Here is a 15,928-nt window from a genome sequence, read left to right as displayed (position 1 = left end):
GCGTTACGCCATGCGCCGGATTCTGTAGGCTGCGCACAGAAGGTGCCTGTGATGGGCGCTCCAGGGCGGCTCAATGGATGCTGCCCGTATCCGGCACAAGGACTCTGCACGGTCGTGGCTACTTATTCCCTGGTTATCCGGCGCCTGATGATCTGTTCGCTGACCATCGTGATCAGCCGAGCCATCACCAGCCCGTTGCTCACGCTGTTTCTCAGCGAAAAGCTGCACCTCGACCAACAGGACGTCGGCCTGCTGCTGGGGATTGCGGTGTTTGTCGCCACCCTGCTGGCGCTATACGGCGGCTACATCATCGACCGCCTGGACAAACGCCGGCTGCTGATCCTGACCATGCTCTCCAGTGCTGTCGGTTTCGTGCTGCTGACCTTTGCCCACAACCTCTACCTGACCACCGTGATTCTGGTGGTGACCGAGACCGCCTCGGCGCTGTTCCTGATCGGCTCCAAGGCGATCCTCAGCGAGAACCTGCCCATCAGCCAACGGGCCAAGGCCTTCTCCCTGCGCTACACCTTGACCAATATCGGCTACGCCACGGGGCCGATGCTGGGCGTGGTGATCGCCGGCGCCTGGCCCTTGGCGCCGTTTCTGATTGCCGGTGTTATCGCCCTGTTCAGCACCCTGCTGATGCGCGGCATTCCTTCGGCGTCGGGCAGCGATACCCTGAGCAAACCGCAAAGTTTTATCCAGACCCTGGTCACCCTGAAAAACGACCGCACGCTGATCATGTTCACCGCCGGTTGCCTGCTCAGCACCATCGTCCATGGCCGCTTCACCCTGTACCTGTCGCAGTACCTGCTGGTCACCTCGGACGCTCAAAGCGCCCTCGACACCATGGCGGCCCTGCTGGCCTGCAACGCCTTGTGCGTGATCCTGTTGCAGTACCAGATCGGCCGCTTCCTCAAGCGTGAGCAACTGCGCTACTGGATTGCGGTCGGCACCGGCCTGTTCATCCTCGGGCTGATCGGCTTCAGCCTGGCCGACAGCCTGCTGGGCTGGTGCCTGGCGATGTTCGTCTTCACCTTGGGCGAAATGATCATTTACCCGGCGGAGTTTCTGTTTATCGACACCCTGGCCCCCGATGCTCTGCGTGGCAGCTACTACGGCGCGCAGAACCTGGCGGCCCTGGGCGGTGCATTGAGCCCGGTGATTTGCGGTTACCTGCTGGTGCACTCACCGGCGCCGACCATGTTTTATGCCTTGAGTGCGCTGACTGCCCTGGGTGGGTTGCTGTGTTTCCTCAGTGCCCGGCGCGTGGCCTTGGCTGACCCAGCTTAAATACAAAAATAATGCAGTTAAGCAGCATCATTATGAATTTGTGTGCAGCAGCAAGGCGCGGCACACTGTGCCCGTTCCTCCCCCAAATGTTGGAACGTTAAAGGGCTTTCTGGTTATCCAGACAGCCCTTCTTTTTGCCCGTCGATTGGATTGCTCTGCTTATGTTTGCACGCTGGAAACCTGCCGCCATCAATACCCGTCCCGCGGAATGGAGCCGCGCCGCCATTGGCATGGCCCTGGGGACACTGATCAGCGTCTGGCTGTGCGGACAAGTGTTCGGCATGGAAGTCGCGGTGCACCTGATCGGCCCGCTAGGGGCCTCGGCCGTGTTGCTGTTTGCCGTGTCTTCCGGGGCGCTGGCCCAGCCCTGGTCGATTCTGGGTGGCTATCTGTGTGCCGCGGTGGTCGCGCTGTTGGCGGCCCATGTGCTGGGACGCAGCCTGGGCAGTGCCTGTCTCGCCGCCGGCATGGCGCTGGTGCTGATGTGCTGGCTGCGCTGCCTGCATCCACCCGCCGGCGCACTGGCCTTGACCCTGGTTCTGGCTGACCCGGCGACCATTGCCCTGGACTGGCGCGCCTTGGCGTCGACGATGCTCGGGGCGTTGTGCCTGCTGCTGTGCGCCCTGGTCTATAACAACCTGACGCGCATCCGTTACCCCAAGGCGGCCAGCGAACCGACGCCGGCGATCCCTGCCCACCCGCCCGTGGTGGACAGCCAGGCAATCACCGCCGCCGACCTGCAACTGGCCCTGGCGGAGATGCAGGAGTTTTTCGACGTCACCCCGCAAGACCTCGAACAACTGATTCACGCCAGCGAAGCCCACGCCCGCCGGCGCAGCATCGGCGAAGTGCTGGCCCCCAGACTCTGACCAGACGCCATCGTGGTATGCCGGGCAACCTGTAGCCGCTGCCCCAGGCTGCGCTGGCCATCACCACCGCCGCAGCGGCCGTGTCGGTTACGGCCATCGTGTGATTACAAAGGCGACCACCGCTGGGACCAGTCGTTGTCGCCGGCGATGACCTCGCGCAGCACGTCGAAGGCCTGTTGCAACTCGACGGAGTCGCGCTCGCGGGCATACAGCAGGTAGGTCGGGAAGCTGAATTCCGGAGCTTTTTCCACCCGTTCCAGCACGCCGCTGTCGAGGTAGCTCTGCACCACCCGGGTCCGGAAGTAGCCGCTGCCACCGCCCTCAAGGATGAATTGCAACGCCAGCGGCCCGAGGTTGAAGCCCACCGCGGCCTTGGCCTGATCCGGCAGTGCCGCGTCGTGCTGACGCCGGAAGTCATCGCCCCAGTCGATATACACATAAGGCTCGGGCTGGCCGGCCAGGCGCACCTGGATCAGTTTTTCCTCCAGCAACTGCTCGACCTGCAAGCCCGGCCAGTACACCGGCTGATACACCAGCGCAGCATCCAGCACGCCCATCTCCAGTTGCCGCTGCAGGCTCGCGCCGTCTCCCACCTGGCTGCGGATCGCGTGGCTGGGAATCGCCAGGCGCAGGCGTCGCACCCAGTTCAGCATCAGCGGGTTGCACAGGCTGATTTCGCCGCCGATGTGCAGCACATTGCGATACCCCTCCAGCAACGGCAGGTCGCGCCGGGCGGCTTCCCAGGTCTGCAGCAACTGGTTGGCGTAGACAATGAAGGCTTCGCCGTCGGGCGTCAGTCGGGCCCCGGCACGATTGCGCACGAACAGCTTGCAGTTGAGCTGGCTTTCGAGGTTCTGCACCCGGGCGCTGATGGCGGTCTGGGTCAGGTGCAGATGCTCGGCGGCGGCCACCAGGCTGCCGCTGCGGACGATTTGCAAAAAGGTGCGGGCCAGCTCGATATCCATGGTGCCTCGGACACAAAAGTCGAGCGCCATTGTAGCGGCGCTCGCCCGCCCGCGCTGCAGCGGTGTTGCTCAGGCTGCCGACAGCTGCTGCTGCGGCACCGCCAGGCTCACCGCGCGTACCGAACTGCCGGCGTTCAAGCCCAGGCTGGCGGCAGTGCTGGCGGCGACAATCAGGGTGCCGGCCGCCACCCGGGCCGGGGCTGCGGTAATCCGGCAGTCGGCGAACTGGCGATTGTGGATCAGGTAGGGTTCGGCCTGCTCGCCCGGCGTACCGATGCTCAGTTGCAGCACCTGGCTGTCACGCACCGCACGAATCTCGCCGGTGGCGCACTCGATCAGCGGCCCGCCGTCGAAAATATCGATGTAGTCCTTGAAGCCGAAACCCTCGGACTTGAGCATCCCCAGGGCCGGCTCGGTGTTGGGGTGGACGCGGCCGATCACCGAGCGCGCCTCCTGGGGCAACAGGCAGGTGGGCAGCGGGAACTTGGGCATCAACTCGGCAATAAACGTCTTGTTGCCCAGGCCGGTCAGGTAGTCGGCGTCGGCAAAATCCATCTTGAAAAAATGCCGGCCCAGGCCCTCCCAGAACGGTGAGACGCCCTCTTCATCCGAGAACCCGCGCATCTCGGCGATCACCTTGTCGCCGAAATGCTCGCGGAACTCCGCCAGGAACAGAAACCGCGCCTTGGACAACAGGCGCCCATTAAGGCCACTGCGGTGGTTGGCGTGAAGAAACAGCGAGCACAGCTCCGAATGCCCGGTCATGTCGTTGCCCAGGAACAGGGTCGGCAGTTGCTGGTTGATCCCCAGGTCCTTGGACGCCGCCACAAACAATCCCAGGCGGTAGTTGTACCAGGGCTCGCGCAGGCCCACGGCCCCGGCCAGGGCACAGATCCCCAAGGCCTCGCCGTTTTCACCTTCGAGCACGAACAGGTAGTCGGCATCGGCGCGTTCGGCTTGCCCGGCAAAGGTCTTCTCAGCCCACTCCAGGCGCTGGCGCAAGCGCCCGGCATCTGCCGGCAAGGTGGTCAGGCCGGTTCCGGCGCTGTGGGCCAGGGTCAACAAGGCCGGCAGGTCGGCCAATGTAGCGGGACGCACGATCATCGCGATTGCTCCAGAGGGGTGGCACGTTTGGGTAGATAGACTTCGGCCAGCATGCAGCGCGCGCTGCCGCCGCCAATGCGTTCGATGGTGTCGATGTTCACCGGCAGCGGTCGGGCATGGCGCTCGACCAGTCGCCGCTGCTCGCCATCCAGGGACTGCCAGGCGGTGCGCGACATCACCAGCAGCGGCTCGCCGGTGCTGGTGTGCACCTCCAGCATGTTGCCGGCGAAGGACTCCAGCTGATCCCAGCTCAAGGCCATGACCTGTTTCCCGCTGTCTTCGAGGCGGCTGTGCAAGGCCCGGCGCTCGCCCAAATCGCGCACCGATTCCAGGCACGCCACGGCCAGGCGGGTGCCGACGCTCATCATCACATTGGTGTGGTAGATCGCCACGCCCTGGCGGTCGACGGCGCTGAAGGCGCACAACTCATAGCCCAGGTGCTGGATCAACTGATCCAGGGCCCGGGCATGGGTACGGGTGGAATAGCCGGCGTAGCAAATCCGCCGTTCGCGGTCCAGGACCATGCTGCCGGTGCCTTCGAGGAAGATTTCCTGCTGCTCCAGGCTCGACAGGTCGAGCAGTTGTTCGACCTGATAGGCATCGCGCAAGCGCTCGAGCACACCTTTATCGCGCTCCAGGCGCCGGTTATGGCCCTGCATCGGGTACAGCACCAGGGTGCCGTCGGGGTGGCTGCTCCAGCAGTTGTTGGGGAAGATCGAGTCCGGCGTGTGCGGCGCCTCGGCGTCGTCATGCACCATGACCTCCACCCCCTCGGCGCGCAACGCCGCGACATAGCCGTCGAACTCTTGCAGGGCCTGGCGCTGCACATCTTCGGCGACTGCCGCGGGGCGCTGGAAGCGGTTGTTGGCGGCGGTGTCCTGATTGAAGGAGAAACGTGTCGGGCGAATCATCAAAACGGTATTGGTGGTTTGCATGGGCACAGCATCAATGAGGGTTGAGAGGCGCTCATTGTCGGGCTCGGAGCCGGAAAAACCCGGCTGATAAGGCCGGGGGCTATGCCGGAAATGGCTGAAAGCGCGCCGGCGTGCAGCCGATTCGGCGGCGCCGAAAAACGCGGCCCGTAGCCGCTGCCGCCAGGCTGCGCTGGCCGTCGCAGGCGCCGTGAAATATCAGGTCAGAGTGCGATGTTGCAGAGGGCCCGCATCCGAATGAGGTCCGGGCCTGGGGGCAGCGACTAATAAGAGGGCGGTGCTGGGTCAGCTGGAGTTGCGGTGTTGCGAAGGGCCATACAGGCAGGACAGGCGTTGGAATGTTGCGTGTTACTGCGTGGGCGCGGGCGCTGCCTTGCGGCAGCGACCACGGGGTCACTCCATGGTGGTCTTGACCATCGCCAGTTCGGGGTGGCTGACCAGTTTGTCGATGTGCAGATCGGGGTCGTCGAACCAGACTTCAGTGAGCACCCGGTAATGCTCCATGTCGCGGCAGCGCATGCGCAGGCTGTAGTCGAAGGCGCCGCTGATCAACCGGCATTCGAGCACCTGGGGGCAGGCGCGGACTTTGGCTTCGAAGGCCTTCTGCGCGGCGCGCCCGCTCTGGTTGGACAACGCCACCAGTACCAGCAACGACAACCCCGGAGTCAGTTTTTTCTCGTCGAGAATCGCGCCGTAGCCGCGGATCACTCCGAGTTGTTCGAGCTTGCGCACCCGTTCCAGGCATGGCCTGGGAGTCAGGTGCACGCGTTCGGAGAGTTTCTGGTAGGTGATGCGCCCTTCGTGGCGCAGCACCTCGATGATCGCCTGGTCGATCCGATCAAGCACGATCGACAGGTCGCGGATGTCCGCCATGGGTGTTTTCCCTCACTTCAAACGGCCGGATAAAAATTGCTGCAAACGTTCACTTTGTGGCTGGTCGAGGATCTGTGCATCGCCCTGCTCCTCGACCCGTCCTTGATGCAAAAACAACACCTGGCTCGACACCTGCCGGGCAAAGCCCATTTCGTGGGTGACCATCAACATGGTACGCCCCTCCTCGGCCAGGGCCTGGATCACCTTGAGCACCTCTCCCACCAGTTCCGGGTCGAGCGCCGAGGTCGGCTCGTCGAACAACAGGATCTCCGGTTCCACCGCCAGCGCCCGGGCAATCGCCACGCGCTGTTGCTGGCCACCGGAGAGAAACGCCGGATACTGCTCGGCGACCCGCTGCGGCAGACCGACCTTATCCAGGTAGGCCCGGGCGCTCTGTTCGGCGTCCTTGCGGCTGACGCCCAACACCCGGCACGGCGCGAGGGTGATGTTTTCCAGTACGGTCAGGTGGCTCCACAGGTTGAAATGCTGGAACACCATGGCCAGCCGCGTGCGCAAGCGCTGCAACTGGGCCGGACTGGCCACCCGCATGCCGCCGGGGGCCGCGCGGGTGGCGATACGCTCGCCATCCAGCTCGATGCTGCCCTCGTCGGCCCGCTCCAGAAAGTTGATGCAACGCAGCATGGTGCTTTTACCGGAGCCGCTGGCACCGATCATGCTCACCACGTCGCCTGCGCGCGCCTTCAACGAGACGCCCTTGAGCACCTCGTTGTCACCAAATCGCTTGTAGAGATTTTCAACGGTCAGTTTGTACATGGGCTACTCCTGAAGCGCCCGCCCGCCGGCTGGCACTTCACACAAAAATAAGGGCAGGTCGACACGCACCGCACAGGGTCAGTGCGCGGGCCCGAGAAAGTTCAGCCAGCGGCGCTCGGCCAGGCGAAAGGCCCCCACCAGGCCGAATGACAGGGCCAGGTAGAGCAAGCCGGCAATGCCGAATGCCTGGAAGGTCATAAAGGTCGCGGCATTGGCGTCACGGGCGATTTTCAGGATGTCGGGGATGGTCGCGGTGAACGCCACGGAGGTCGCGTGCAGCATAAGGATCACTTCGTTGCTGTAGAACGGCAGGGCCCGGCGCAGCGCCGAAGGCAGAATCAGCCGCAGGTACAGGCGCCAGCCGCTCAGGCCATAGGCATGGGCGGCCTCGATCTCACCGTAGGGAATGCTGCGGATCGCCCCGGCGAAAATCTCCACGGTGTAGGCGCAGGTATTGAGGGTGAATGCGAGCAGGGTGCAGTTCATCGCATCGCGAAAAAACCCTTCGAGCAGCGGCTGGGCCCGCACGGCGGCGATGCCGTAGATGCCGCTGTAGCAGATCAGCAGCTGGATATACAACGGCGTCCCGCGAAACACATAGGTGAACAGCTGCACCGGCCAGCGCAGCAGCGCCCAGCGCGAAGTACGCATGATCGCCAGCGGCAGCGACAGGACAAAGCCCATGGCGATGCTCGCCACCAGCAGCCACAGGGTCATGGCCAGCCCGGTCAGGCCTTCGCCATCGCTGAACAGAAAGGCTTTCCAGTATTCCTGAATCAGTTCGATCATCGCGACATCCCTCGTACGCCCTGGTTGTAACGCCGCTCAAGCACCCGCAGCAGGTAGTTGGAAGCACTGGTGATCAGCAAGTACAGGGCGCCGGCCAGCAACAGGAAATCCAGCATATTGAAGGTGCTCTTGCCGGCTTCCTGAGCCACTTTGACCAGGTCCGACAGACCGATGATCGACACCAGGGCGGTGGCCTTGAGCAGCACCAGCCAGTTGTTGCCCAGGCTCGGCAAGGCAAAGCGCATCATTTGCGGGAAGACCACGTGCCGGAAGCGTTGCCAGCGATTGAGACCAAAAGCCGCGGCGGCTTCCTGCTGGCCCCGGGGCACGCTGAGAATCGCCCCGCGAAAGGTCTCGGTGAAGTACGCGCCATAGATAAAGCCCAGGGTGATGATGCCGGCCACGAACGGATCGATCTCCATGAACGGCCAGCCCATGAACTCGGTGAGGCTGCTGAGCCAGCCCTGCAGGCTGTAGAAGATCAGCAGCATCAGCACCAGGTCCGGCACGCCGCGAATCAGCGTGGTGTAGAGGGTCGCCGGCACGTTCAGCAGGCGCAGCGGCGAAAGCTTGGCCGCCGCGCCCAGCAGGCCCAGGAGCATGCTCACCAGCAGCGCCAGTGCCGACAGTTTCAGGGTGACCCAGGTGCCGTGCAGCAACAGCGGGCCATAGCCCTGCAGGGCCCCGAGATCGAGACCGAAAAGATTGAGGAAGGTATTCACGCCAGTCACCTTTGATGCGCCACAGCCCTACGCGGCGCCGCATCGCACGGCGCCGGGCAGGGTTCGCGGATCAGTTGTTGTAGAGGTCCAGATCACCGAAGTGCTTCTGCTGGATCTGGGCGTAGATGCCCTTCTCGTGCAGGGCCTTGATCGCGGCGTTGAGCATGCCCTTGAGTTCGTCCTGGTCCTTGCGCAGGCCAATGGCGATTTCCGACGGCACCAACGGGTCGCTGATGCCCTCGCTGTTCTGGAAGTCAGCGCCCTGGGGCGATGTCAGGAAGCTCATCTGCGCTTGTAGTTTGTCCTGAATCGAGGCGTCCAGACGGCCGTACACCAGATCGGCGTAAACCTGGTCCTGATTCTGATAGGCACGCAACTTGACCCCGGCCGGACCGAGCTTGGCCTTGGCGTAGGTTTCCTGGATGGTGCCCTGCATGTAACCCAGGGTCTTGCCCTTGAGCGACTCGCCAGTCGGCAGCAGTCCCGAGTCCTTGCGGGTGACGATGGCGGTCGGCCCGGCATACAGGCGGTCGGTGAAGTCGATCTGTTTGCGCCGTGCATCGGTGACCGTCATCGACGACTCGATGGCGTCGAATTTGCCAGCCTTGAGGGCCGGGATCAGGCCGTCGAAGTCATTGCTGACCCACACGCACTTGAGCTTGAGCTCGGCGCAGATGGCATTGCCCAGGTCGACGCCGAAGCCCTGCACGCCGCCATCGGCGGTGGTCGATTCAAACGGCGGATAGCTGGGGTTGACGCCGAATCGCAGTTCTTTCCATTCCTTGGCGCTGGCACCGGTCGCGCACAACGCCAACGCCAGTGCAGGCAAAGCCAGCCATTTATTGTTCATCTTCAGAGTCCCGGAGTATTTGGATTTATCGCGGCCGGCGCAGGCACCGAACCACACTTTTCGACAGGGGCAGAGAGTTATTGCGAGGTCCATCGCAGGGGTGTCTTATTGTTGTTTTCGACCGGCAGTCACCGGTCGTCGAACGTGTCGCCCGTCCTCAGTCACCACCTGGGTGCGCTGTAACGGACCGCCAGAATGCCAATAGCCGGGGTCGGCCAGGTGTCGTAAGGCCCCGCCCAGACAGCCGAACCATGCTGAACACAGCCGTCTGACAGCCGATTCTGTCGTCATGGCTCAGGATTGGGCTTGTAAATCAATAATGCGTCGCTTTTTGTACCCTGCGAAGCGCAAGCCCGGTCGCGGGTTGCGGGCTTACCCATAAGGTAAAAATGCACAGGCAACCTGCAGTTATCCCGGTTGTACTTGGCAAATTTGCACTGTTACGATCCGCCATCGCTCGCGCGCGAGCGTCCTATAAAGAACAATAAAAGCAGGGAGTTAGTGATGACTGCTCAGGTTTCATCCCAGGCGACACGGGACATCGACAGCACGTGCAATGAAGTGCTGGTCGAGGTCCGCAACCACATCGGCCACCTGACCCTCAACCGCCCCGCCGGTCTCAACGCCATCACCCTGCAGATGGTGCGCACCTTGCAGCAGCAACTCGATGCCTGGGCCCAGGACCCGCAAGTGCACGCGGTGGTCTTGCGCGGCGCTGGGGAAAAAGCCTTTTGTGCCGGCGGCGATATCCGCTCGCTGTACGACAGCTTCAAGAATGGCCAGACCCTGCACCAGGACTTCTTCGTCGAGGAATACGCCCTGGACCTGACGATCCACCACTACCGCAAGCCGGTGCTGGCGCTGATGGACGGCTTTGTCCTGGGCGGCGGCATGGGCCTGGTGCAAGGCGCCGATCTGCGGGTGGTCACCGAACGCAGCCGTCTGGCGATGCCGGAAGTGGCCATCGGTTACTTCCCCGACGTCGGTGGCAGTTACTTCCTGTCGCGCATTCCCGGGGAACTGGGCCTGTACCTGGGCGTGAGCGGCGTGCAGATTCGCGCCGCCGATGCCCTGTACTGCGGGCTTGCCGACTGGCACCTGGACAGCGACCGACTGGGCCTGCTTGACCAGCGCCTCGACCACCTGCAATGGAGCGATATGCCGCTCAAGGACCTGCAAGGGGTGCTGGCCAAGCTCGGTGTGCAACAACTGCCGGATGCGCCGCTGGCCGCCCTGCGCCCGGCCATCGACCATTACTTCGCCCTGCCCGACGTGCCGAGCATCGTCGAGCAACTGCGCGAGGTCAGCCTCGGCGACAGCCGCGAATGGGCCCACGCCACCGCCGACCTGCTGGAGAGCCGCTCGCCCCTGGCCATGGCCGTGACCCTGGAGATGCTGCGCCGCGGACGCCACCTGAGCCTGGAACATTGCTTCGCCCTGGAGCTGCACCTGGACCGTCAGTGGTTCGAGCGCGGCGACCTGATCGAAGGCGTGCGCGCCTTGCTGATCGACAAAGACAAGACGCCGCGCTGGAACCCACCGACCCTGCAGGCGCTCGACGCCGGGCACGTGGCGAGTTTCTTCAGCGGCTTCGACACCAGCGGGAGCTGAGCCATGCACGACATTGAACTGACCGAAGAACAAGTGATGATCCGCGACATGGCCCGGGATTTTGCCCGCGGTGAAATCGCCCCCCACGCCCAGGCCTGGGAAAAAGCCGGCTGGATCGACGACGCCCTGGTGGCGAAGATGGGCGAACTGGGCCTGTTGGGCATGGTGGTGCCCGAGGAATGGGGTGGCACTTACGTCGACTACGTGGCTTATGCCCTGGCGGTCGAAGAAATCTCCGCTGGCGACGGCGCCACCGGTGCACTGATGAGCATCCACAACTCGGTGGGCTGCGGGCCGATCCTCAATTACGGCAGCGAAGCGCAAAAACAGACCTGGCTCGCGCAACTGGCCAGCGGCCAGAGCATTGGCTGCTTTTGCCTGACCGAACCCCAGGCCGGCTCCGAAGCGCACAACCTGCGCACCCGCGCCGAACTGCGCGACGGCCAGTGGGTGATCAACGGCGCCAAGCAGTTCGTCAGCAATGGCAAGCGTGCCAAGCTGGCCATCGTCTTTGCGGTGACCGACCCCGAACTGGGCAAGAAAGGCCTGTCGGCGTTCCTGGTGCCCACCGACACCCCAGGGTTTATCGTCGATCGCACCGAACACAAAATGGGCATCCGCGCCTCCGACACCTGCGCGGTAACCCTCAACAACTGCACCATCCCCGAAGCCAACCTGCTGGGCGAACGGGGCAAGGGCCTGGCCATTGCCCTGTCCAACCTTGAAGGCGGCCGCATCGGCATTGCCGCCCAGGCGCTGGGCATCGCCCGCGCCGCCTTTGAAGCCGCCCTGGCCTACTCCCGCGACCGGGTGCAATTCGACAAGCCGATCATCGAGCATCAAAGCATCGCCAATATGCTGGCCGACATGCAGACCCGCCTCAACGCGGCGCGCCTGCTGATCCTGCACGCCGCGCGTCTGCGCAGCGCCGGTAAGCCGTGCCTGTCGGAAGCGTCCCAGGCCAAGCTGTTCGCCTCGGAAATCGCCGAAAAAGTCTGCTCCTCGGCGATGCAGATCCATGGCGGCTACGGGTACCTGGAGGACTATCCGGTGGAGCGCTACTACCGCGATGCACGGATTACCCAGATCTACGAAGGCTCGAGCGAGATTCAACGCATGTTGATTGCCCGGGAGTTGAAGCACTATCAGTTGTAATCAGTACTCCTTGATGCAAAAAAATCGCAGCCATGGCTGCGATTTTTCATGGTGCCTGGCCTCCATCCAGCGCTCAAAGCGCCTTCAGTCAAGCGTCCACGGGCCAGGTGCCACGGCCTGACACGGTCAGCGTCACTGGCGCGACGGCGGTTACCTGTCTGCTTGACGGGTCGATATCACGCCGAGGGCTTGCGTGAGCGTGAAGTGGCAATGACAGCCCCCGTGATGATCAACACCGCGGGGATTATCAGGATCGGTTTGGCGTCGCTTTGTCCGACGGCAATCAGCAGCAGCGTGGAGAACAATGGCGCCAGGTAAGACAAGGCCCCCAGCATCGCCAGGTTGCCGTGCTTGGTGGCGTGATCCCAGGCAAAAAAAGCCAGGCCCACCGGGCCCAGCCCCAGGGCGATAATCGCCGCCCATTGGGCCGCTTCAGGCTTGACCGTGGTTTCGAAAGCCAGGTGGCAGAGCAACCCGGCCACCGCTACCAAGCCGCAGATACCACCGATGATGCTGCTCGGGACATCGCTGAAACGTCGGTTGACGACCGAATAAATCGACCAGACCCAGGCGCAGGCAAAGGCAGCGGCATAGCCGATGACCGGCACCGCCACGCTTTCACTGTGGGCGCGCTGTTGCATGATGAAGGCTGTTCCCCCAAGACCGAGCAAGGCGCCCAGCAGTTGGCGCTTACTCAGGGACTCGCCGCTTGAAAAGCTCGACAGCAGCACGATCAGAAGCGGCCACAGGTAGGCGATAAGGCTCGCTTCAGCCGCGGGCGCGACCTTCAGGGCAAAGAAATACAAGGCGTGATAGACGAAAATCCCGGCGAACCCGGTTGCCCACACATACCAGGGCTGGCGCCAGCTGCTGAACCCGCCCGCGCCGCGCAGGCCGAGCGTACACAGGCTGGCCAGGAAGGCGACAGCGAAGCTCGATGCCAGCAACTGAAACGGCGGGATACCTGCGGTCAAGGTGGTCAGCAGCGCCAGGCACGCCCATAGAAACACCGCAATCACCCCAATCAACGTGGCGCCTGCGGCACCCTTGACGATGGTGATGGAAGGATTGGAAGTGTTCATGCAAGCCCCCTCTGCGGATGATCCTCATCTGGGGACAATAGAAAGGTTGCAGGGCTTCGTATTGATAGAGGCTGCCGAAAATTTGTTCGGGGCTGCCGTTTTTTAGTGCTCGCGCGCTTGTTTACGCACCGAGGCGGGGGTCAGGTTGCGGGCCTTTTTCAGGGCGTGGGTCAGCGCACTCTGGTCGGCATAACCCGCACGATGGGCAATCTCAATGATCGATAACGAGGTCTGGCGCAGTAGGTCGATGGCCAGGTTCAGGCGCAGCGTCGCGATATGGGCAAACGGGGTTGTTTTCAGGTGCTGGCCGAACAGGACATAGAGGCGCCGTTCGCTGGTGCCTGCATTTCGGGCGATATCACGCACCGTCATGGGGGTGCTCAGATGCCGCTCAATATAGGCCTGCGCCCTGGCGAGGATGAATTGCCCGGGATGGTTCGGAGCAACATCGGGCTGCAACAAGGAGCACAGCAGCAATCGGCTCCATGGCTCGACCATCGAAGGCGAACTGATTAACCCTGCCCCGTTGCTGCTCGCGTAATCCAGCAGATGCCGGATATCGGGCCTGACTGCAAAAAAGCGTTTGTCGCTCAGTGGCTCAAGTAATGGCGCAGCGCTTTTCGGCCCTTGAGCCCCCTGGGTCAGCACGTCCAGTACCAGGAAGCTATTGCAGCGGTTGGCCAGGAAGGTATGGCGGGCGCCCGCGGCGATCACCACCCCCTGGCTCCCATCGACCTTGCCACCTTGTCCATCGACCTCAATGTCCATCGAACCGGACTGGGGCAGGACGATTTGATGAAAGTCGTGTTCGTGAAGCTCCACCTGACCGGAATAGGAGCGCACGGCCAAAGAGAACGATTGGGGGGCGGTAGCGCTCATCAATGACTCTCCTCGTATTGGCACCTGAAGGTCTTCAGCACTGCCCACCGCCTAGCCACAAACGCTCAAGCCCGGGGCTGGCCTGTCCCCGGCTTGAGCGGTGACGCGAGGTTACTGGTCCTTGAACTCAGGCGTGCGCTTGGCAATAAACGCCGCCATGCCTTCTTTCTGGTCCTGGGTGGCGAACGCCGCGTGGAATACCCGGCGCTCGAAGCGTACTCCTTCGGAGAGGCTGACTTCAAAGGCGCGGTTGACGCTTTCCTTGATCATCATGCTGATCGGCACTGACTTGCCGGCGATCAGGGTGGCGACTTTCAGGGCTTCATCCAGCAGTTCATCAGCAGGCACGATGCGCGCGACGATGCCGCAACGTTCGGCTTCCACGGCGTCGATAAAGCGTCCGGTCAGGCACATTTCCATGGCCTTGGCCTTGCCCACGGCGCGGGTCAGGCGCTGGGTGCCGCCCATGCCCGGCAGCACGCCGAGGTTGATTTCCGGCTGGCCGAACTTGGCGTTGTCGCCGGCCAGGATGAAGTCGCACATCAGCGCCAGTTCACAGCCACCGCCCAGGGCGAAACCGTTGACCGCGGCGATGATCGGCTTGCGCCGGTTGGCCACACGGTCGCTGTCGCTGAACAGGTCGTCGATGTAGATCTGCGGGTAGCTCAGCTCGGCCATTTCCTTGATGTCAGCGCCGGCGGCAAAGGCTTTTTTCGAGCCGGTGAGCACGATGCAGCCGATTTCCGGGTTGGCCTCCAGGCTGTCCAGGGCCTGGTTCAGTTCGCTGACGATCTGCGCATTGAGCGCGTTCAGCGCCTGCGGACGGTTGAGAGTGATCAGGCCGACGCGGCCCTGGACGTCCAGCAGAATCGTTTCGTAACTCATGAAGCAGCTCCTTCTCAAAGATTGCGCGAAATGACCATGCGCTGAATATCACTGGTGCCTTCGTAGATCTGGCAAACCCGCACGTCGCGGTAGATGCGCTCCAGCGGAAAGTCGCTCAGGTAACCGTAACCGCCCAGGGTTTGCAATGCCGAGGAGCAGACTTTCTCGGCCATTTCCGACGCGAACAGCTTGGCCATCGAAGCCTCGACCAGGGCCGGCTTACCGCTGTCGCGCAGGGCGGCGGCGTAATGCACCATCTGCCGCGCGACGGCGATCTGGGTGGCCATGTCCGCCAGGCGGAAAGCCACCGCCTGGTGCTCGATGATCGGCTTGCCGAAGCTGTCCCGTTCCCGGGCGTAATCCCGGGCCGCCTCGAAGGCGGCGCGGGCCATGCCCACCGATTGCGAGGCAATGCCCACGCGCCCGCCTTCGAGGTTGGCCAGGGCGATGCGATAACCCTCGCCCTCCTCGCCCAGGCGGTTGGCCACCGGCACCTTCACGTCTTCAAACAGAATCTGGCAGGTGTCGGAGGCATGCTGGCCGAGTTTGTCCTCGACCCGGGCCACCTTATAACCCGGCGAGTTGGTGGGCACGATAAAGGCACTGATCCCGCGCTTGCCCGCCGTCGGATCGGTGACCGCGAACACAATCACCACCCCGGCGTTCTGCCCGGACGTGATGAACTGCTTGCAGCCGTTGAGCACGTAGTGATCGCCCTCCAGCCGGGCCCGGGTTTTCAGGCTGCTGGCATCGGAGCCGGCCTGGGGTTCGGTAAGGGCGAAGGCGCCGAGCATGGCCCCGCTGGCCAGGGGCTTGAGAAAACGCTCCTTCTGCTCATCGTTGCCAAATTTGAGGATCGGCACGCAACCCACCGAGTTGTGCACGCTCATGATGGTCGAGCAGGCACCGTCGCCGGCAGCGATTTCTTCCAGGGCCATGGCATAGGCCAGGTAGCCGGTGTCGCAACCGCCCCACTGCTCGGGCACCAGCATGCCGAAAAAGCCCAGCTCGGCCATCTCGCCGATGGCCTCCTTGGGGAAACGGTGTTCGCGATCCCACTCGGCGGCGAACGGTTTCAGCCGTTCCTGGGCAAATTGCCGGGCCGCTTCGCTGATCTGCAGTTGTTCGTCATTGGGCAACATGGC

Annotated in this window: 16 protein-coding genes; 4 read left to right on the top strand and 12 right to left on the bottom strand. The window is 63.2% G+C overall.

From position 1 onward, the window contains the following. Window positions 1-114 precede the first annotated feature (114 nt). Window positions 115-1,293 (top strand): MFS transporter, encoded by a 1,179-nt coding sequence (locus JFU57_RS23790; RefSeq protein WP_078472904.1) that lies wholly within the window; start codon window positions 115-117, stop codon window positions 1,291-1,293. A gap of 161 nt (window positions 1,294-1,454) precedes the next feature. Further along, a complete protein-coding gene (locus tag JFU57_RS23785; protein WP_201130965.1) occupies window positions 1,455-2,162 on the top strand; it encodes an HPP family protein in 708 nt (235 codons plus the stop codon). Between the two features lie 104 nt (window positions 2,163-2,266). On the opposite strand, the gene JFU57_RS23780 is transcribed toward JFU57_RS23785, so the two are convergent. From JFU57_RS23780 to JFU57_RS23745, 8 genes are all read right to left on the bottom strand, one after another. Further along, window positions 2,267-3,127, bottom strand: coding sequence for a LysR family transcriptional regulator (locus tag JFU57_RS23780; protein WP_078473375.1), 861 nt, complete (start codon window positions 3,125-3,127; stop codon window positions 2,267-2,269). 69 nt (window positions 3,128-3,196) lie between these two features. Then, window positions 3,197-4,231 carry an arginine N-succinyltransferase gene (gene astA / locus JFU57_RS23775; protein WP_078473376.1) on the bottom strand — a complete coding sequence of 345 codons (1,035 nt, stop codon included), beginning with the start codon at window positions 4,229-4,231 and terminating at the stop codon, window positions 3,197-3,199. Continuing rightward, window positions 4,228-5,166, bottom strand: coding sequence for a citrulline utilization hydrolase CtlX (gene ctlX, locus JFU57_RS23770; protein ID WP_201130964.1), 939 nt, complete (start codon window positions 5,164-5,166; stop codon window positions 4,228-4,230). Before ctlX ends, astA begins: the two co-directional genes overlap by 4 nt. Before the next feature lie 390 nt (window positions 5,167-5,556). Further along, entirely contained in the window at window positions 5,557-6,036 is a 480-nt protein-coding gene (locus tag JFU57_RS23765; protein ID WP_007974731.1) for an Lrp/AsnC family transcriptional regulator, read from the bottom strand. A 12-nt stretch (window positions 6,037-6,048) separates the two neighbouring features. After that, window positions 6,049-6,810: an ABC transporter ATP-binding protein gene (locus JFU57_RS23760; protein WP_078473378.1), complete on the bottom strand. Its 762-nt coding sequence runs from the start codon at window positions 6,808-6,810 to the stop codon at window positions 6,049-6,051. A gap of 78 nt (window positions 6,811-6,888) precedes the next feature. Beyond that, window positions 6,889-7,599, bottom strand: coding sequence for an ABC transporter permease (locus tag JFU57_RS23755; RefSeq protein WP_078473379.1), 711 nt, complete (start codon window positions 7,597-7,599; stop codon window positions 6,889-6,891). Beyond that, window positions 7,596-8,321: an ABC transporter permease gene (locus JFU57_RS23750; RefSeq protein WP_078473380.1), complete on the bottom strand. Its 726-nt coding sequence runs from the start codon at window positions 8,319-8,321 to the stop codon at window positions 7,596-7,598. The genes JFU57_RS23755 and JFU57_RS23750 overlap by 4 nt, the downstream gene beginning before the upstream one ends. A gap of 70 nt (window positions 8,322-8,391) precedes the next feature. Further along, window positions 8,392-9,171 carry a transporter substrate-binding domain-containing protein gene (locus tag JFU57_RS23745; protein WP_078473381.1) on the bottom strand — a complete coding sequence of 260 codons (780 nt, stop codon included), beginning with the start codon at window positions 9,169-9,171 and terminating at the stop codon, window positions 8,392-8,394. A gap of 504 nt (window positions 9,172-9,675) precedes the next feature. Here JFU57_RS23745 and JFU57_RS23740 point away from each other — a divergent pair. Together JFU57_RS23740 and JFU57_RS23735 are read left to right on the top strand one after the other, a co-directional pair. Continuing rightward, window positions 9,676-10,782, top strand: a complete 1,107-nt coding sequence (locus JFU57_RS23740) for an enoyl-CoA hydratase/isomerase family protein (RefSeq protein WP_078473382.1) — start codon at window positions 9,676-9,678, stop codon at window positions 10,780-10,782. 3 nt (window positions 10,783-10,785) lie between these two features. After that, window positions 10,786-11,937 carry an acyl-CoA dehydrogenase family protein gene (locus JFU57_RS23735; RefSeq protein ID WP_020297898.1) on the top strand — a complete coding sequence of 384 codons (1,152 nt, stop codon included), beginning with the start codon at window positions 10,786-10,788 and terminating at the stop codon, window positions 11,935-11,937. A gap of 176 nt (window positions 11,938-12,113) precedes the next feature. Here the strand turns inward: JFU57_RS23735 and yddG are convergent, their stop codons facing one another. The 4 genes from yddG to JFU57_RS23715 all read right to left on the bottom strand — a co-directional run bounded on the left by yddG (window position 12,114) and on the right by JFU57_RS23715 (window position 15,925). Beyond that, the gene (gene yddG / locus JFU57_RS23730) at window positions 12,114-13,019 is read right to left on the bottom strand and encodes an aromatic amino acid exporter YddG (protein WP_201130963.1); all 906 of its coding nucleotides are present in this window, start codon (window positions 13,017-13,019) and stop codon (window positions 12,114-12,116) included. A 102-nt stretch (window positions 13,020-13,121) separates the two neighbouring features. Then, a complete protein-coding gene (locus JFU57_RS23725; RefSeq protein ID WP_201130962.1) occupies window positions 13,122-13,898 on the bottom strand; it encodes a helix-turn-helix domain-containing protein in 777 nt (258 codons plus the stop codon). Window positions 13,899-14,009: 111 nt separating this feature from the next. Then, complete coding sequence (locus tag JFU57_RS23720) at window positions 14,010-14,783, bottom strand: enoyl-CoA hydratase (protein WP_201130961.1); 774 nt, start codon at window positions 14,781-14,783, stop codon at window positions 14,010-14,012. Window positions 14,784-14,797: 14 nt separating this feature from the next. Further along, window positions 14,798-15,925, bottom strand: a complete 1,128-nt coding sequence (locus tag JFU57_RS23715; protein WP_201130960.1) for an acyl-CoA dehydrogenase — start codon at window positions 15,923-15,925, stop codon at window positions 14,798-14,800. Window positions 15,926-15,928: the final 3 nt, after the last annotated feature.

Source organism: Pseudomonas sp. TH07, from assembly GCF_016651285.1.
Lineage (GTDB): Bacteria > Pseudomonadota > Gammaproteobacteria > Pseudomonadales > Pseudomonadaceae > Aquipseudomonas.
This window is presented reverse-complemented; position numbering and strand designations above follow the sequence as displayed.